Genomic DNA, 16,568 nt, shown 5'->3' on the forward strand with positions numbered 1-16,568 from the left:
GCTCCCGACTTCTTTTTTTCTTCTAGTTCTCAAACTCTCTTGACAACTGCTTTTCAGACTTAAGTTGTGACCAATGACTTAGGACAGGTTAAGCTCTGACCAAAGGAAATCCTTTAGGATAGCTTTTATGGATATTTGAGCTTTTTCATTGACTCTTAGAATATTTTTGCTCTTTCCAGCTACTTTTAAGAATTGGTATGATATCTAATTTCTGCGTAAAAATTTGGTAATGAAATTAGAATAACTAATACTCGTTACTTATTACTTATTACTTATTACTTATTACTTATTACTTATTACTTATTACTTATTACTTATTACTCGTTACTTATTACTTAATACTCATCCCTGAACAATTTGCTTGATTGTCGTAAAAGTTTCCACGCTAATTAGACCTTGGCGATAACCTTTTTGGTTTGACATGCCTAAAAATACATCGCTTCCTTCTTGAGGAATACGAGAAAACTTGGGAGAAGTATTAATGTATACTAACGCGCTCTCAATACTTTGAACAAATTGCTGTCCTTCTTGATAAGATCTGGTGATAATTGAATCTGCATGACCACTACTGTAGCGGTTAATCCAAGCTACTGCTTGAGACAAGCTATCTATCTGACGAAATGCGATCATTTTAGTTAAATATGGTTTACGCCATTCTTCAGGTTTCATGAGGGATAAAAAATCAGGAAATTGTTCGACTAATGCTTCATCTCCCCGCAGCTTGAATCCTGACTGTTGCAGATTATTAAACAACGATTGCAACATCGAAGATTTGACTTCTTGGTTAATCAATACTTTTTCGATCCCATTAACTGCGTCTGGTTCACCATCATGACTATCGACAATCATCTGACGGGTTAGCTCTAGGCTACCGCTTTGTGACCAGTATAGATAACAATTACCGATAGCAGTTCTTAATACTGGTGCGGTTGCTTTTTCTGCCACCTGTTGTACTAGGCTTGGGCGACCATAAGGGATCACTAAATTGATATAGCGATCTTGAGTAACTAACTCTTGGACTGAAATACCCATTTCAGCAGAAATATTTTCAACTGTTCCTGTAGGTAACTCCGTCGATGCTAATGCTTTTTGGATGATGCTGGCAATGGTCTGGTTAGAATTACTAGCAGTACTGCAACCTCTTGTGATTAGGCTATTTCCTGTTTTTAAACAAAGTCCTGCGGCGATCGCTGCTAATTCAGGAAAGGCTTCATAGATCAAGGCGATAGTTCCCAAGGGAACTAACTGACAATAGGTTTGAGAGGGTTCTAACTGATAAGGAGCGTTAATTAAACGTCTGGTTGGATCTGCGGCTTGGGAAAGTCGCTTTAAAATAGCAATTGTCATCTCCAATCGCTCTGGCGTTAGCTTTAACCAGTCAGCTATCGGCTCAGAGATCGCCATTTCACGGCTCATTTCCAGGTCAAGGGTATTCGACTCTAATATTTCATCGCAACTACTTTCTATTGCTTCTGCTATGGCTAATATTCCTAGTCTTCTTTTTGAACCCGATATTTGAGCAAGTTTGATAGCAGCTTTATGAGATTTTTGAACTATGGTTAGCATTCGATCTGATGAACTTTGTATACCTTTGCTATTAATGCCCATAGATTACAAACAGCGATAGAACTAATAAGATAATCGAACGGAAAAACACCACCATCCAGGAAATGATACTCTGAGCATTTAATCAACGCAACATTTACGATAGTATCACTACTACCAGAAGACTCAGACCCAGCAATATAGCTAAAATGATTAGTAAAGACCCTCTCGTCCAACGTGTGTAGGCGTTTTGCCAACCATGACCAGTCCACCTCCAAGATTTTTTTTGGTAAACAAAAGATAATTGCTCTATTGTCTGACCGTCTTTTTTAACGACAAACAACTGTTGACAGCGATCGCAACCCAAAGCTTCAGTCAAAATAATCGGTTGTAACTTTCCGTTTCTTCGACAAGGACAGGGATATTCGCAAGTTAAATCTATTGTGTGTATTTTATATGGACGCACTCTAATCGACTGGGATTTATAACGTTAGAGGATAAATCAACTTGGTTGTTTGTTGATATGAAATGAATATCTTATCTTCTTTGACGGTCGCTCTACTCCTCAATCCAATTTTATCGAACTATTAGCTGTTGAGCATTAAATTGTGCTTTAACTCTAGCGCAAATAATTAGGGACAAGTTGGGGATCAACAAAACTCAAAACTGCTGTCTCGGATTTAGCTTAATACTAGAGCCATTGTTAAAACATAAGATTTAAGCGGGTGAAGGGATTCGAACCCTCGACATTCACCTTGGCAAGGTGACGCTCTACCACTGAGCTACACCCGCGTATAACTAATTCTTAAAGAATTGTTATTATGCACAGCTGTTTAAAGCTTGTGCTATCTCGCCAGTTATTAGTATGCCAGATTATCAACAGTTTTTCAAGTAATTATTTAAAAGCCGATTTTAGGTAGGTAAATTATTCTGCCCAATCGTCTTCTAGGGAGAAATCGGTTTGTTTTTGCAATAAAGATACAGCAAGAGCGATCGCTTTTTGGGTATTAGAATCACTTTCTTGCTTGAGCGCAGTTTGCAGTGCAGCTAGAGAATGGCGATCGCCAATTTTCATCAAAGACAAGGCAGCCGACTTGCGTGTTTGTGGTTCAGGGTGATGTAGTAGTTCAAGTAAAACAGGAATTGCGGGCTGATATTTTAAATTACCCAAGACTGCTGCTGCCTCACTACGAACATCAGTGACGTTATCTTTGAGGGCATTTACGAGTAAATCTAATGATTGGGTATCATGATGATCTTCTTCTGCTACTTTGGCGATCGCTCCTACTACGGCAGATCTAACTTCTGGCGAGTCAGAATTATAAGCTTCATATAGCTGATCTTTTGCTTGAGCGCCAATAAAAGCTAGACCCCAGGCTGCATGACCTTTATTACTTTCGCTCGAATTAGGCGATGCTAATACTTCTAAGAGGGGTTTTACAGAAGGGATGCCAATCCGAGCTAATGCGCCAATAGCCGAAGCTTGAACCACCGTATCTTGATCGTGGAGTAGTGCCTGAATCAGATGAGGTACAGCAACAGGATCCTCAATCAAGGTTAAGGTTTTGCCCGCAGCTCTTCTCACCACCTCATTAGAGTGATGTAGTAAAGCCTCGATTAAAATGTCTACCGCCGGTTTTCCTACCACTCCCAAGGCTTCGGCAAAGCCTAAACGAACTAAACCTCTGGTATCCCCTAAACATTCCACCATTTGCGCGATCAGCTGTTGGTCTTGATGATTAAAAGTACCGTTAGTCAGTTGCTGATTTATTCTGGCTAATAGTTCATCTGTTTCTTCATGGGATAATATTTGACCATTTTGGGCGGAATTAGGAGTATTGGTCATTTAACTACTCGCACTTAAATTAGCCTGTTGTTCTTTGAGTCGTTGTAGTTTGGCATCAATATCTGCAAGCTGTGGCTCTAGTTTTGCCATCGTCGCTTTCTTGGATAGCTTGGCTTTTTTGGCTGCTTCTGTAGTTTCGCTAATTAAGCGATCTCGATATTTTTCAAATTCGACAATTAGATCGGCTAAATCTGCTGCTGTTACTGTATTTTCGCTCATCTACTTAAATTCTGATTGAATTATTAATGCTGGGGATTTGAACGGTTTTTAATTAAATTAAGTCGTCTGCTCCCATCGGCTATTGCCAATTGTTTTCTTAGAGTAAACTACCAAGGGTTAACCCAGGCAATAAGCTTTAAACTATTTATTAATTAAGAAACGATTATAAAATTTCCTCAAGTAATGGACAATAGATTTTCTAACATATTCAATTTAACGGAAGACCAGGCGATCGCTTTATTAAAAAAGCCGTTAAATACTGAAGATGGTACATCTGAGCGTTATGTTGGTGCAGCACACCTAATTAATTTCCCTACAGAAAGGTCAATCAATGCCCTAATTGAAGCAATTAAAGATCTCGATCCAGCTTTAGCCAATCGCATCGCCAGAAGAAAAGCGGTGGAAAGCTTAGGGCGTTTAAAGGCGACACAGGCATTACCAATACTCAAAACTTGTCTTGCCGATCCTGACCCCTTAACGGTTGAAAATGCAGTTTGGGCAATTGGTGAAATTGGCACAGAAGATGAGTCGATCCTAGAAGCGATCGCCAATTTATTGACAAAACCACATCAAACCTACCGCGTAATTATTCACACTCTGGCAAATTTTAGTTACCTCCCTGCACTCGAACGCATTCAACCCTTTGCTATTCATGATGATAAATCTATTGCCAGTGCAGCGATCGCTTCTATCGCTCGTTTGGATAACGACTACAGCCAAATGGATGAAGTTGTCGAATTTCTCCAGCACAGTGATATTAATACTAGACGCGCCTGTATTCAGGATTTAATCGATGCCGAATATTATGCTGCTATCTCTGCCATTGCCAAAGCGCCTATTTCTGTTGCCTTCCGTTTGCGAGGGATCAGACTCCTCGCGGCTAAAGGTTTAGCTACGGGTAGAGTCAATTTTGCTGAGATTGAACCTAGTTTAGATTCCATCATTCGCGATCGCCCTCAAGATATTGATCTGGTGCATGAATACGATCAGCCTCCCGAATTGGAATTTCTGATCAAAGAGCTTTATCATACTGATTTTGGACGATGTTACCTTGCTGGCAAGACAATCCTCGAAATCTATCCCCAAGAGGCGGTAGCTGCTCTTTTACAAACCTATCAAGAAGAAGCTCATAATGATTATGGCGCACATTTTCACGTAGTTAAATTACTGGGATTACTTAAACATCAAGCTAGTTATGACTTAATCGTCGAAGCGCTACACAATACTTCGCCCCAGTTTCAAAAATCTCGCGCAGCAGCGGCGATCGCCCTCGGTAATCTCCAGGCTGTTCAAGCTATCCCTTTACTTAAAAAAACCCTAGATACACCCATTTTTGATCTCAAGTATGCTTGTCTTTTAGCCTTGGAACAACTGGGGGAAAATTGTTGGTCGGAAGTAGTAGACGATCAAAACCTGCTGATCAAGACCAAAGCTAACTATCAACTAAACTCTAATTAGAAATCTTAAAATTAATACCAATATTACTTTTAAGAAATGGTATTAATTTATGTTTCATGATGACAAACAGCAGCATCGATTCAATTTGGCAAACTCCAGCACAACTACCTTCCTTAAAAGATAAGCAGGTTCATATTTGGCGCGCCAATCTGTCGTTATCTACTCCAGAAATTGAGCAATTAACTACCCTCCTATCAACTGACGAAATAGCCAGAGCTGATAAGTTTCGCTTTGTCCAACATAGAAGTAGGTTTATTGTAGCTAGAGGAATTTTAAGACAGTTATTAGGCAATTATTTAGCCACGAGTCCCCGTAGTTTAACATTCACCTATAGCGATCGCGGAAAACCTCAGTTAGCAACAGATATTTCCCTGCAATTTAATCTTTCTCATTCTGAGGAATATGCCCTTTTTGGCTTCACGCTCAATCATCTGATTGGCGTTGACATTGAATATCAACGAGCCATGCCTGATGCACTTAAAATTGCTCAACGTTTTTTCTCCGCCAGAGAATATAAGATGTTGGCAGCCGTTTCCCTAGAGCAACAGCCAAAATTATTCTTTCAGCTTTGGACAGCAAAGGAGGCTTACCTAAAAGGTACTGGCACGGGTCTATCAGGTTCTTTAAGCAGTGTTGAGATTTGTTTAGACCAACGTGAATCTCTTTACTTATCGACAATTAAAAAAGATAAAATAATGAACTGGTCGCTATATTCTTGTACTCCCGCAACAGATTATGCAGGAGCGATCGCTATTAATGCTCAGATATCAACCCAAGATATTAATTACTGGCATTGTAATTATGTAAGCGATCGCCTCTTGTAAACAATAACTCCTGAAAAGCTCATAAGTATTAAAATCGATGTATGATTTCTTATGAATTCTTAATATTATAGTAAGTAGGATTTAACCAGAGAGAATTTCTATGACGACAATCACCTTTGCTAAAGAAAATCAAGAAGTAATCGCTGCACAGGGGTCAAATTTGCGCGAGAAAGCTCTTCAAAACCGAGTTGACATTTACACCCTAGGGGGAAAACTCAGAAATTGTGGTGGCTATGGACAGTGTGCAACTTGTATTGTCGAAGTTGCCGAAGGAATGGAGAATTTATCGCCTAAAACAGATTTTGAACAGCGCAGGTTAAAAAGAAAGCCAGATAATTATCGTTTGGCATGTCAAACTATGGTCAATGGTCCAGTCACCATTATTACTAAGCCAAAACCTGCTAAAAAGAAGAAATAAACTTGCTCGATGGAGCTATTGATCTAAGATAATGATATTCTAGAGATGAATATTGTTTTAATAATTACTTACTTAGGAGCTGCTATTGTATGGAAGTTAATGACCTGGGATTTGTAGCAACTATCCTATTTGTTTTAGTTCCCACTGTCTTCTTACTAATTCTCTTTATCCAAACTGATAAAGATCAAAGAGAAGGTTAATATAAATCTAGAAAATAAAATAATCTTGGTTATTGAGTCAAACCGTAACTTAGGAAAAATTATTCATCAGTATAGAATTCAACTTAACAATTATAAGTTGTTTATTATACTACTATCATAATTAACGAATTATTTTTCTACAAGTTGAAAGTTGGCTCTATTTTTGTGCTTCTTTTATGCGTCAAAAGTAATTGAGCGATAATTGCTGTTAATTTGGAGCTTTAATAGACTGGATAAATTTAATTATTGTTTGAAAATCTGCTGCAATTGAATTTAAATTGTTAGGAAGTAACACGGGGACGTGAACAAAAATACAAGGTAAGTATAATTTTTCTGTCTGTATATACTTTAATACTTGGTAATATAGTGCTTCACAAACAAATTTCCCCGCATCATGGCTAATCTTAGTATTGTTCAGGCAATTAACTAATTTATCTAGGTTAACCTTAGTGAAAAGGCAGTCTTGTTCCCATGATGCCTGAGATTCTAAAGAAAGTTTATTTCTAGAATCAGCCATTCCACAACAAATAAGTCCTTGAGGATTAATTATTTTCAGGGCATCGATTACTTGTTGTGTAGCTAATTCTACATTAACTGGAAGTTGCCTTAAAAAGAAACAAGAGTTGGATTTAAACTGTTGCACGTTAGCAAGATTAATTAACTCTAGTAAATCATCTGAAGAGTTAGATTCTTGATGAGGTAGCCAAGTCTGAAAAGATGTCAAAAGAATTTTTCGAGGCATTACTTTATTTTAAAATATTGCTTATTTAAAATATCTTAAATATAAAATCTAAATTCAAATAAACTACTAAAATTTATGGAAATACAATTTAGAGAATTCAATCCTTTTGATCTATGGATTTGGTTAGAATTTCCTACTGTTCCCTCTCGTATGGAACAACAATATATTGAAGAACTATTGGATTCTTGGTTTTATTTAGGCAAACTTGGTGGTTTCAATGCTGAAAATCTTCCTGTACAGGATGCTGGGATAGAAATTAGCTATATGGATTACGATGAATCTCAATTAGAAAGCACATTAATGTCACCCATGCACAATATGGGAGATATTGAATATCTTGGTGTTTGGGGTAGATGTTGGTTCGATCTTGGTACGAGTGATTTGATTGCGATCGATATTTTAATTAATTCGATTTATCAACTTAGTAAAGAATTTGTGCAAATTAATAAAATTATAGTCGGAGGTCAAAACGAAGATTGGCCAGTTAACGATAACCATAACTCTAACTTCTATAGTGAATAACGTGAGCGTTAAAGAAGGTTATTTTATTGGTTTTCTCAAGCAATTTATGACCAACAATTTTTAGGCGACGGCAGCTAGTGCTTCTTGTCCGTGTTGACGCATTAAACCCATCAATTCATCACGATAATCATGAAAGAGAGAGTGACGCTTAACCAGTTGGGTTCGTTCTGGCAATCTAACCTGAATTTCCTTTCTCACAGTACCAGGGCGTGAACCTAAAGCGTAAATGCGATTAGAGAGAAAAACTGCTTCCTCGACATCATGAGTAATCATAAATACCGTCAGACCAGTACGTTGCCAGAGATCGATCATAAACTCATGCATCGACTCTTTAGTATGCACATCCAATGCACCAAAAGGTTCATCCATCAACAGCACCTTTGGTTCAGAAGCTAAAGCACGAGCGATCGCCACCCGTTGTTTCATCCCACCCGATAATTCTTTGGGTAATGAACGAGCAAAGGTAGTTAAACCAACAACGTTTAAATAGTAACTAGCTTGCTCTTTACGTTGCTTTGATGGCACACCCTGTAGCTTAAGTCCGAATTCGGTGTTTTCTTGGACATTCATCCAAGGATAGAGAGTATAGTGCTGGAAAACCATACCGCGATCGGGGCCTGGGGCATTAACGCGCTTCCCTTCAATTTTCACTTCGCCACTGGTAGGGCTATCTAAGCCAGCAATTTGACGTAACAGAGTAGATTTACCCGAACCCGATGCACCGACCACACAGATGAATTCGCCTTCGGCGATCGCTATGTTGATTTCTTTGAGTACAACTAAAGTGCCGTTTTTAGTGGAAAAATGCTTATTAAGGTGATTAATTTCCAAAAACATGATTAAGTACAATTAATAAACCGCTCTAATACAATTATCAGTTACCCAACTATCTATATGCTGTGCAATTAAGCACACTTTTAAGATCTAAACTGAAAAGCACATATGAGTTTAAGTCAGAATAAAATTGCACTGATGAGCTGATTTGTATGGAAATTCGAGCAGAGAAATCAGACGACACAGAAGCGGTTTACCAAGTTAATGTAGCAGCGTTTGGGCGCAAGAGCGAAGCGGATTTAGTTGATGCATTGCGCGGTGCCGCGTCTGCTCTTTCCTTTGTTGCTGTTGAGTCTGGGCAAATTGTTGGACACGTTTTCTTCAGCCCAGTTGAGATCGTTGGGGTATGTGCTGATGATGTCTTAGTTTTTGGGTTAGCACCAGTCTCTGTGATACCTAACTATCAGCGACAAGGAATCGGGTCATTGCTGATCCAGTATGGCTTAAAAGAGTGCGCTCAATTGGGGGGCAGCGCCGTCGTCGTACTGGGATTTCCAGAATACTATTCGCGATTTGGGTTTACTCCAGCTAGGGAGAAGGGGCTAGAATGTGAGTATCCAGTACCAGATGAAGTATTTATGGTGCTGGAGTTGGAAAGTGGCGCGTTGGAGGGATGTGTTGGAATGGTGAGATATTGCTCAGAGTTCAACAAACTTGAGTAGCGATCGCATTATCTTTAGTCACCGCTCAAAATCATATACGAGCTATTCAACTTGCTAATCAAATTGAGACTAGCAAAACACGTCTAGTGACAACTCATGCGATCTTGCTAGAAATAAGAAATGCGCTTTCTAAACAAAGATACAGATTGTGATATCCAAACCTCGACAGAGAAGCAGGAAGAACCGATGAATTCAGCGTCACCAGGTCAACTCGATCCGCAAGTGCAAGCTTTACTCAGACAGAGGGCAGCCAACCGCCCTCCTGCTCCAAAAAGCCCCCTTTCACCTACGGAAGCGATCGCGACAGAACGGAACGGCTACCGACAAACCATCCCTCTTGCAGGAAAACCCGAAGCCATTCACAAGGTAGAGAATTCCTCGATTCCAGGAACCGCTGGAACCATTCCTATTCGGATTTATACACCTCGCGTGGCTCAGGATCTACCTGTACTAGTTTACTTTCACGGTGGTGGATTTGCACTCGGAGATCTCGATACTCACGATACACCATTGCGGACACTTGCGAATCGTGTGGATTGCATTATTGTTTCTGTAGCGTATCGCCTTGCGCCAGAACATCCTTTTCCAGCTGGCATTGAAGATGCTTATACTGCGACTCAGTGGGTTTCTCAGAATGCTAAAGCGATCGGAGGAGATACCACTCGAATTGCTGTAGCTGGAGACAGCGCAGGAGGCACGATCGCAACGGTTGTTACCAAAATGGCACGCGATCGTAGAACACTATCCATTGCTTATCAAGTCTTGATCTATCCCAACACAGATACTACATTAAGTAGCACATCCTGGCAGGAACTTGGATCGCGTGGCTATGTGCTAACAACGGATAGAAAAAAACAAAGTTATGAAAGGTATATTCCCCAAGAAGTTGATCCACAGCATCCTTATATTTCTCCTCTTCAGGGTGATTTAAGGAATCTCCCCCCTGCGTTCTTGATTACGGGTGAGTTTGATCCGCTTCGTGACGAGGGTGAAGCTTATGCCAAACGACTTCAACAAGCAGGAGTTTCAGTCAAAGCAAAACGTTACAATGGCATGATTCATGGATTCTTCCAGATGGGTGGAGTGATTGATCAAGGAAATCAAGCAATCAGCGATGTTGCAATGACTCTGAAAGAGGCTTTTGCCAATCCACCAAAGAGAAAAAATTAAGGCAAGTTTTTAACGCTCAGTGTAGATACAGCCAGCCAAAAATCCGCTTGCACACCGACAGTATAAAGTTTCTTCGTTGAAAGAACAGATCGGTTACACAGATTATCGTTTTTGACTTGCCCACTGACAACTCACTCTTAAAAAATATTGAAAGAGTAAATCGAAAATTAAGCCAATAATCCCGATCACAATTAAGCCGACAAAAATTTCATCTGTTTTTAAAAATCTGCCAGCGACGCTGATTCGACGACCCAGTCCTTCCGTAGCAGCAATTAATTCTGAGACAATTACCAATTGCCAAGCTGCTGCTAAATTAATTCGGCAGGCATCAATAATTCCAGGTAATACATAGGGTAAAATTACCTGTTTTAAGACTTCCCAGCGATCGCCACCCAACATATAAGTAGCTTCAATTAATTCTTTGGGGACAAACTTAACCGTATCCATAACCATGAGGGAGTTAAAGAAAAAGACACCAATAAAAATCAGCATAATTTTCGGCTCTTCCCCGATACCTAGATATAAAATCAATAGAGGAATAAATGCAGGGGCTGGCATATAGCGCATTAAGCCAAAGAGAGGTTCGAGCAAAGCGCGGATACTCGGAAAACTTCCCATCAGTACGCCGATGGGAATTGCCAAAACTACCGCCAGTCCAAAGCCGACACCAACTCGCCATAAACTAGCTACAGTGTCTTTCAGCAATTCTCCCGTACTGGACAACCGCACAAAGGCTGACCAGACTTGGGCTGGAGAGGGTAAAAACTTAGGATCGATACCACCAAAAGTCGTCACCAGCCACCAAATAACTAGCGGTAAAGCAATGGAAGTAATAACCAAAGAGGTATTCAGAGGCTTGGGAATATCTTCTGCCAACCACCAAAAAACAGTTGGGCGCATTGTTTTGGGCTTGATAAACGGTTGAATCGATCCCTGGTTAGTATGTTGATTCATGATTTTAGTTGTTTAATTTAAGAACCTTTATTTTTGGCTGCATAGGCTTTGACAAAGCGATCCTCAAACAGATTGCTAAGATCGGGGGCTTGCGCTGCCAAACCAGCTTGAACCAGAAAGTCGCTAATTTTCTGGGCTGAAAACTGTAAAGAGGTAACATCTTGCCCTGGTTGAAAAGCTTTAAGATTATCTTCTACCGAAAAGATGGTCGTACCATCGGCATAATCTTGATATTCTTCGATGGTTACATTTGCCCGTTTTGCCATGATTTTATTGGCTTGTGCTTGATTTTGTTCGATGTGATCGAGGGTGGCAAACCAAGAATCGACTACGGCTTGCACTTGTTCGGGATTTTCCTGAACAAACTGGCGAGAAAATACTAAATGATCGGAAATTGCGCCAGGAAAGTCTTTGGAACTAAATAGTTCTTTGCTGCCAGGTCGTTTTAAAGCTTGAGTGGTAAAAGGAGTAAATACGGCAACGGCATCAACTTGACCACCAACAAAGGCTGTAGCTGCTTGTCCTGTTTCTAAAGGTACAAACTCGATATCTGCTGCGGATAAACCTTCTTTTTCTAGCCCTAATAATAAGAGATAATGATCGACTGTGCCTTCTTCAGCAGCAATCTTTTTTCCTTTCAAATCAGCAACAGTATTAATTCCCTCACTGACAATTATTTTGTCATTACCAGTGGAGTTATCGTTAACCAAAACTATCGCCAGGTCTGCACCGCCAGAAACACTACTAATCGTATCGTTTAAAGTTTGACTATTAGCATCAATCTGTCCTGTGGTTAAAGCACTAATGGATTCTAAATAACCATCAAACCATTTAAGCTCTACTGAGGCGTTATTGGCTTTAAAAATTCCTGATTCTTGAGCGACTTGCCAAGGAAACCAACCAGGCCACGCACTATACCCTAAAGTGAGTGCAGCCTCACTAGTAGCATTAGGAGAATTGGTGTCAGTAGTTGTTTTAATCAAACTAGCTGGATTACAACCAACAACAACACTTGCACTAAGGACAAAAACAACAAAATAGGCTAATATTGAGCGAATTTTCATAAAATTTATACTATTTACTAGAAGTCAGAGGAGACTTGTTGAGCGAATTTAGTAAACTTTCAAAAGAAAGTTACTGAAACATTGTCCACAGATAAACACAGCTAAAGCGATGCCCTAAAGTATTCCCTTCGGTCACGCGCGCGACGCTAGCCCTTTAGGGGTCTTGAAGGTTTCCTTCTTAGAGCGATCGCATCAAGAATACAGATGGTGGGCTTTTCTTTTTTATTAACAGCGAAGTTAGATCAATTTGCTAATTTCGCTACCTAGTTAGGTTTGAAAATTGATATTAAATCAATTGCCAAAGCTGAGTTATTCAAGCTTAAATTTAATAATTAAATCTGGGTTTATTTTCCTTGCTCCTTATATTTTGTATTTCTAGCTGAATGGATACAAATTACTGATTGTACCCATTCTAACCAGGCTTCTAAACCCTCCCCTGTCTTTGCAGAAAGAGGAATAATTGTAACTTGAGGATTGATTTGTTTAATATTAAAAGTAATACGATCAAGGTCTATATCTAAATAAGGTGCTAAATCTGTTTTAGTAATTAATAAACAATCGGCTTCGCGAAACATAACTGGATATTTAAGTGGTTTATCTTCACCTTCAGTAACGCTTAATAAGGCTACTTTCTTGTGTTCTCCTACTTCAAATTCAGCAGGACAAACTAAGTTACCTACATTTTCTACTAGGACTAAATCAAGATTTTGAGGTTGATACTGATGTTCTAAAATATGGATGCCTCCCGCAACCATTTTGGAATCTAAATGACAAGAACGCCCTGTATTGATAGGAATTACTGGAACATTATACTTACGAAGGCGATCGGCATCTAGTTCAGTGGTCATATCTCCTTCAATTACGGCAATATTTAATTTAGCTTTTAAAGCTTTTAAAGTTTGTTCAAGTAGAACAGTTTTTCCTGCGCCAGGACTACTCATAATGTTAAGACAAGTAATTCCCCAGTTGTCAAAGTATTGGCGGTTGTGATCTGCGCCTTTTTGGTTGACATGGAGTAAATTTAGTTCAATTGCAGCGTTAAATGTTTGGTGCATTTTTTTGATTAATTTTTGATAGATAACTGTTGATTGTTAATTGCAGAATATTCAAGGCGATCTATTTTTAATTCTCGACCAGATCTAATATCATTCATTGGTGAATTGCAATCAGGACAACTATATTGCAGTCCAATTTCGGGTTTATATTCTTGTTGGCAACTATGGCAAAACGCAATTAAAGGAATATCTTTAATAATAAGTTCTACTCCTGCTAAAAAAGTATTGCAAGTTTGAGCCTCAAAAGCAAATTGCAAACCCAGAGGTTCGACACAGGTAAATTGTCCAACAGTTAAATGAATCTTTTCTATTTTTGGTTTTTCTGGTTGTGATTCATACCAATCTTTAACTGTCAAAATTAAAGCTTTGGTCATATCCGTTTCGTGCATAACTTTTTTATAAATCTGTAATTAAAATATGTTTAGGTTGACTTTTGATTCGTTCGAGCCAGTCTAAAATAGCCATAAATTTAGTTAAATCAAATCCTCCTTCTTCTGCGACATGAGTATAGGCATACAAACCTATATCAGCAATAGTGTATTTTTCTCCTACAAAAAAGTTATGAGTTTTAAGATGCTCTTCCATCACATTTAAAGCTGCATAACCCAATTTTCGCTTTTGTTCGATCTGTGCTTGATATTTATCAGCTTGTTTTAGTTCGCTAATCCAAAATCGCGGAGTAGCAATATTAGGTTCGTGGCTATATTGTTCAAAGAATAGCCATTGCATTACTTGCGCTTGTTGATATTTGTCTTGAGGAAAATATGTTGTCTCTTGGCTGAGATAATATAAAATTGCATTGGATTCAGAAATAAATGTGTTGGAATCAATTTCTAACAATGGTATTTTGCCATTAGAGTTTTTTGCTAAAAATTCAGGCGTTCTAGTTTCTCCTGCAAGAATGTTGAGCTTAATTAATTCAAAAGGAATCTGTAATTGAGTCAGTAATAACCGAACTTTATAGCCATTACCAGAAGGCAAAAAATCGTATAGTTTATACATATTATCGTTACTTACTTGACTAACAAGGATGCTAAATAAACGCTAGTTTTGTATTTTAAATAAACCAAACTATTAGTATTTTTGTGTTGCTCGTATAATTGATCTAAATCTCGAATAAATTTAGTTGCTATTTCTCCTTGTTTGGGAATATAAGAAGTACTCATCGCTCTACCAATTAAAGCTTCACGATTTAATACTTGGTAATAGGGAAAAATTTCATGACGAACAGGAGCAAATAATTCTGGATCGTGAAGAAATCTTTGAGTGCCATAACGCAGTTCAGATTGATTGTCAGAAGCAACTTGAATTAAATGACTGTATTCACAAGTAAAATTATCTTCACGATCGCGATTATTCCAGACTACGGCTAATACTCCTTTTGGCTGAAGAATACGGGCAAATTCTTGTAACACTGGTTCGGGATTAAACCAGTGAAAAGATTGAAAACAAGTAACCAAATCTACTGAGTTGTTAGCTAATTTTGTCTCCTCAGCATTCCCATCGCCAAATTCAACTAAAAGATGTGACTCGGCTGCTTGTTTCATTGCTGTATTAGGCTCGATCGCAATTACTTTTACTCCTCTATCGGCTAGCAATCTCGAAGAAATACCCGTTCCCGCACCAATATCGGCAGCTATTAACTGAAATGACTCTCCTAGTTGCTCTAAAATGCAATCAATCGCCTCAGATGGATAACTAGGACGATATTTAGCATAATCTTTAGCGCGATCGCTAAATCGCTCTTGAGGATTTAGTTGATAAAGTTGCTCATTACTCATAATTTATCCCTCATCATTTTATTGCCAAGGTTCATCTACTTGTTGAGCTTCAGCATGAATATAAGTAGGGGTTTCTGTACGAGGTAATTGTCCCGAAACAACCAGATGTGCCATAGTATCGCAGATGACACGAGTTGCCATTAACGCTGTCATATCACTCACATCATAGGGTGGAGAAACTTCCACAACTTCTATTCCACAGACAGTAGTGTTCTGAACAATTTTTTTGAGTAGATGTAAAGCTTCACGGGGTAGTAAGCCACCTGGTTCGGGCCAGCCTGTACCTGGCACAAAACCTGCATCGATGCAATCGATATCAAAACTAATCCACACGCAATCCGTACCGTCTGTAGCTTTTTCTATGGCAAAATCGGCTGCTGCATCTAAACCCATCTCCGTAATATCGGTAACGGTCAGAATATTAGTCGCTCTTTCTCGACATACCTTAACCCCAGGTCGTGGTACTTGCCAACCGCCGATCCCTAACTGGACTAAATTTTTAGCTGGCGCATTAACCATGTTAGTAGCATGAAACCAAGGGCAAGTATGCATTCTTTCATCTAAATCTGTCTCTTGGGTATCCACATGACGATCAAAGTGAATAATCCCCACTTTTTTATCTCCTAAATGACGACAAATTCCTCTAACTGTCGGAAAACCAATGGAATGATCGCCTCCTAAGATAATGGGAAACGCACCAGAACTAAAAACGTGAGCTATACCTTTAGAAATCTGATCGAAAGATTTTTCATTATTGGCAGGAATAGTAAATATATCTCCCACATCACAAAGAGTAATCTGTTCGCGTAAATCTACCCCCAGTTCAAAGTTGTATGGTGTATAAAGAGCAGAAATTTTACGAATACCTTGAGGACCAAAACGAGTACCAGGTCGATAGGTCGTCCCAGAATCGTGAGGGACACCAATAATTGCTACATCATAATTGCCTACCTGCTTAACATCCTCCAAATATGGAGCTTTTAAAAAAGTATTAATCCCTGCATAGTGAGGTAATTCTCCCCTCGAAAAAGTAGGAATAGTTCGGTCTTTAATACTTGATGCTGCTTCCAAACCGTAATCCAAGCCTTTATCTACCTCCTGCTGCCAACCTGTAAGCGGTAGCTGACGCTCTTTGGCTAAAGCTTTTTCTGCTTCACTACTGTATCCATTTTCATCGCTACTTGGTGGCTGAAATGGAGATTGTTCGCTCATTAAATTATTCCTCTGGAAGTTTATCTCAAATGCAAAAACCCGAGAAGTTCAACACTGTGTTT

The 16,568-nt window shown here is 39.1% G+C and carries 20 protein-coding genes and 1 tRNA gene; 7 read left to right on the forward strand and 14 right to left on the reverse strand.

The annotated features are described in order from the left end of the window. Positions 1–342: 342 nt before the first annotated feature. The 5 genes from C7B62_RS16210 to C7B62_RS16225 all read right to left on the reverse strand — a co-directional run bounded on the left by C7B62_RS16210 (position 343) and on the right by C7B62_RS16225 (position 3,610). The gene (locus C7B62_RS16210; protein WP_233220002.1) at positions 343–1,566 is read right to left on the reverse strand and encodes a glutamate-5-semialdehyde dehydrogenase; all 1,224 of its coding nucleotides are present in this window, start codon (positions 1,564–1,566) and stop codon (positions 343–345) included. 136 nt (positions 1,567–1,702) lie between these two features. Then, positions 1,703–2,011: a hypothetical protein gene (locus tag C7B62_RS25420; protein WP_146132120.1), complete on the reverse strand. Its 309-nt coding sequence runs from the start codon at positions 2,009–2,011 to the stop codon at positions 1,703–1,705. Between the two features lie 254 nt (positions 2,012–2,265). Next, positions 2,266–2,337 (reverse strand) — tRNA-Gly (locus C7B62_RS16215). 133 nt (positions 2,338–2,470) lie between these two features. After that, complete coding sequence (locus C7B62_RS16220) at positions 2,471–3,391, reverse strand: HEAT repeat domain-containing protein (RefSeq protein ID WP_106238869.1); 921 nt, start codon at positions 3,389–3,391, stop codon at positions 2,471–2,473. Continuing rightward, entirely contained in the window at positions 3,392–3,610 is a 219-nt protein-coding gene (locus tag C7B62_RS16225) for a hypothetical protein (RefSeq protein ID WP_106238873.1), read from the reverse strand. It lies immediately after the preceding gene. Between the two features lie 183 nt (positions 3,611–3,793). On the opposite strand from C7B62_RS16225, the gene C7B62_RS16230 reads away from it, so the two are divergent. The 4 genes from C7B62_RS16230 (at position 3,794) to psbM (ending at position 6,510) form a co-directional block, all read left to right on the forward strand. Continuing rightward, entirely contained in the window at positions 3,794–5,068 is a 1,275-nt protein-coding gene (locus tag C7B62_RS16230; protein ID WP_106238876.1) for a HEAT repeat domain-containing protein, read from the forward strand. 56 nt (positions 5,069–5,124) lie between these two features. Beyond that, positions 5,125–5,892 carry a 4'-phosphopantetheinyl transferase superfamily protein gene (locus C7B62_RS16235; protein WP_233220003.1) on the forward strand — a complete coding sequence of 256 codons (768 nt, stop codon included), beginning with the start codon at positions 5,125–5,127 and terminating at the stop codon, positions 5,890–5,892. 100 nt (positions 5,893–5,992) lie between these two features. After that, positions 5,993–6,310, forward strand: a complete 318-nt coding sequence (locus C7B62_RS16240; RefSeq protein WP_106238884.1) for a 2Fe-2S iron-sulfur cluster-binding protein — start codon at positions 5,993–5,995, stop codon at positions 6,308–6,310. A gap of 89 nt (positions 6,311–6,399) precedes the next feature. Then, on the forward strand, positions 6,400–6,510 hold the full coding sequence (gene psbM / locus C7B62_RS16245; RefSeq protein WP_106238888.1) for a photosystem II reaction center protein PsbM: 111 nt from the start codon (positions 6,400–6,402) through the stop codon (positions 6,508–6,510). Between the two features lie 208 nt (positions 6,511–6,718). Here psbM and C7B62_RS16250 read toward each other — a convergent pair whose 3' ends face one another. Continuing rightward, on the reverse strand, positions 6,719–7,252 hold the full coding sequence (locus C7B62_RS16250) for a peptidase C15 (protein ID WP_106238892.1): 534 nt from the start codon (positions 7,250–7,252) through the stop codon (positions 6,719–6,721). 75 nt (positions 7,253–7,327) lie between these two features. Between C7B62_RS16250 and C7B62_RS16255 the strand changes: the two genes are divergently transcribed. Beyond that, positions 7,328–7,774, forward strand: coding sequence for a DUF3531 family protein (locus C7B62_RS16255; protein ID WP_106238895.1), 447 nt, complete (start codon positions 7,328–7,330; stop codon positions 7,772–7,774). A 60-nt stretch (positions 7,775–7,834) separates the two neighbouring features. On the opposite strand, the gene C7B62_RS16260 is transcribed toward C7B62_RS16255, so the two are convergent. Further along, the gene (locus C7B62_RS16260) at positions 7,835–8,611 is read right to left on the reverse strand and encodes an ABC transporter ATP-binding protein (protein WP_106238898.1); all 777 of its coding nucleotides are present in this window, start codon (positions 8,609–8,611) and stop codon (positions 7,835–7,837) included. A gap of 149 nt (positions 8,612–8,760) precedes the next feature. Here C7B62_RS16260 and C7B62_RS16265 point away from each other — a divergent pair, with 149 nt between their 5' ends. Then, positions 8,761–9,270, forward strand: a complete 510-nt coding sequence (locus tag C7B62_RS16265) for a GNAT family N-acetyltransferase (protein WP_106238902.1) — start codon at positions 8,761–8,763, stop codon at positions 9,268–9,270. A 186-nt stretch (positions 9,271–9,456) separates the two neighbouring features. Further along, positions 9,457–10,440 (forward strand): alpha/beta hydrolase, encoded by a 984-nt coding sequence (locus C7B62_RS16270; protein WP_106238950.1) that lies wholly within the window; start codon positions 9,457–9,459, stop codon positions 10,438–10,440. A 102-nt stretch (positions 10,441–10,542) separates the two neighbouring features. Here C7B62_RS16270 and C7B62_RS16275 read toward each other — a convergent pair whose 3' ends face one another. From C7B62_RS16275 to C7B62_RS16305, 7 genes are all read right to left on the reverse strand, one after another. Next, on the reverse strand, positions 10,543–11,394 hold the full coding sequence (locus C7B62_RS16275) for an ABC transporter permease (RefSeq protein ID WP_106238905.1): 852 nt from the start codon (positions 11,392–11,394) through the stop codon (positions 10,543–10,545). Positions 11,395–11,411: 17 nt separating this feature from the next. Next, positions 11,412–12,458 (reverse strand): ABC transporter substrate-binding protein, encoded by a 1,047-nt coding sequence (locus C7B62_RS16280; RefSeq protein WP_106238910.1) that lies wholly within the window; start codon positions 12,456–12,458, stop codon positions 11,412–11,414. Between the two features lie 344 nt (positions 12,459–12,802). Then, positions 12,803–13,513, reverse strand: a complete 711-nt coding sequence (gene hypB, locus C7B62_RS16285; RefSeq protein ID WP_106238914.1) for a hydrogenase nickel incorporation protein HypB — start codon at positions 13,511–13,513, stop codon at positions 12,803–12,805. An 8-nt stretch (positions 13,514–13,521) separates the two neighbouring features. Then, a complete protein-coding gene (hypA, locus tag C7B62_RS16290) occupies positions 13,522–13,902 on the reverse strand; it encodes a hydrogenase maturation nickel metallochaperone HypA (protein WP_106238917.1) in 381 nt (126 codons plus the stop codon). A 7-nt stretch (positions 13,903–13,909) separates the two neighbouring features. Beyond that, positions 13,910–14,515: a glutathione S-transferase family protein gene (locus C7B62_RS16295; RefSeq protein WP_106238920.1), complete on the reverse strand. Its 606-nt coding sequence runs from the start codon at positions 14,513–14,515 to the stop codon at positions 13,910–13,912. An 11-nt stretch (positions 14,516–14,526) separates the two neighbouring features. Continuing rightward, positions 14,527–15,294 carry a class I SAM-dependent methyltransferase gene (locus tag C7B62_RS16300; RefSeq protein WP_106238924.1) on the reverse strand — a complete coding sequence of 256 codons (768 nt, stop codon included), beginning with the start codon at positions 15,292–15,294 and terminating at the stop codon, positions 14,527–14,529. 18 nt (positions 15,295–15,312) lie between these two features. Next, the gene (locus tag C7B62_RS16305; protein WP_106238927.1) at positions 15,313–16,506 is read right to left on the reverse strand and encodes an agmatinase family protein; all 1,194 of its coding nucleotides are present in this window, start codon (positions 16,504–16,506) and stop codon (positions 15,313–15,315) included. Between the last annotated feature and the right edge of the window lie 62 nt (positions 16,507–16,568).

The organism is Pleurocapsa sp. CCALA 161 (assembly GCF_003003995.1).
Taxonomy (GTDB): domain Bacteria; phylum Cyanobacteriota; class Cyanobacteriia; order Cyanobacteriales; family Xenococcaceae; genus Waterburya.

Excerpts from the sequence above, each read along its gene's own strand:
- C7B62_RS16230 (WP_106238876.1), top strand. The coding sequence starts at position 3,794 with ATGGACAATAGATTTTCTAACATATTCAATTTAACGGAAGACCAGGCG.
- C7B62_RS16270 (WP_106238950.1), top strand. The coding sequence starts at position 9,457 with ATGAATTCAGCGTCACCAGGTCAACTCGATCCGCAAGTGCAAGCTTTA.
- C7B62_RS16210 (WP_233220002.1), bottom strand. The coding sequence starts at position 1,566 with ATGCTAACCATAGTTCAAAAATCTCATAAAGCTGCTATCAAACTTGCT.
- C7B62_RS16260 (WP_106238898.1), bottom strand. The coding sequence starts at position 8,611 with ATGTTTTTGGAAATTAATCACCTTAATAAGCATTTTTCCACTAAAAAC.
- C7B62_RS16240 (WP_106238884.1), top strand. The coding sequence starts at position 5,993 with ATGACGACAATCACCTTTGCTAAAGAAAATCAAGAAGTAATCGCTGCA.
- C7B62_RS16295 (WP_106238920.1), bottom strand. The coding sequence starts at position 14,515 with ATGTATAAACTATACGATTTTTTGCCTTCTGGTAATGGCTATAAAGTT.
- C7B62_RS16250 (WP_106238892.1), bottom strand. The coding sequence starts at position 7,252 with ATGCCTCGAAAAATTCTTTTGACATCTTTTCAGACTTGGCTACCTCAT.
- C7B62_RS16300 (WP_106238924.1), bottom strand. The coding sequence starts at position 15,294 with ATGAGTAATGAGCAACTTTATCAACTAAATCCTCAAGAGCGATTTAGC.
- C7B62_RS16265 (WP_106238902.1), top strand. The coding sequence starts at position 8,761 with ATGGAAATTCGAGCAGAGAAATCAGACGACACAGAAGCGGTTTACCAA.
- C7B62_RS16235 (WP_233220003.1), top strand. The coding sequence starts at position 5,125 with ATGATGACAAACAGCAGCATCGATTCAATTTGGCAAACTCCAGCACAA.
- hypB (WP_106238914.1), bottom strand. The coding sequence starts at position 13,513 with ATGCACCAAACATTTAACGCTGCAATTGAACTAAATTTACTCCATGTC.
- C7B62_RS16280 (WP_106238910.1), bottom strand. The coding sequence starts at position 12,458 with ATGAAAATTCGCTCAATATTAGCCTATTTTGTTGTTTTTGTCCTTAGT.
- C7B62_RS16255 (WP_106238895.1), top strand. The coding sequence starts at position 7,328 with ATGGAAATACAATTTAGAGAATTCAATCCTTTTGATCTATGGATTTGG.
- C7B62_RS16220 (WP_106238869.1), bottom strand. The coding sequence starts at position 3,391 with ATGACCAATACTCCTAATTCCGCCCAAAATGGTCAAATATTATCCCAT.
- C7B62_RS16275 (WP_106238905.1), bottom strand. The coding sequence starts at position 11,394 with ATGAATCAACATACTAACCAGGGATCGATTCAACCGTTTATCAAGCCC.
- hypA (WP_106238917.1), bottom strand. The coding sequence starts at position 13,902 with ATGCACGAAACGGATATGACCAAAGCTTTAATTTTGACAGTTAAAGAT.
- C7B62_RS16305 (WP_106238927.1), bottom strand. The coding sequence starts at position 16,506 with ATGAGCGAACAATCTCCATTTCAGCCACCAAGTAGCGATGAAAATGGA.
- C7B62_RS16225 (WP_106238873.1), bottom strand. The coding sequence starts at position 3,610 with ATGAGCGAAAATACAGTAACAGCAGCAGATTTAGCCGATCTAATTGTC.
- psbM (WP_106238888.1), top strand. The coding sequence starts at position 6,400 with ATGGAAGTTAATGACCTGGGATTTGTAGCAACTATCCTATTTGTTTTA.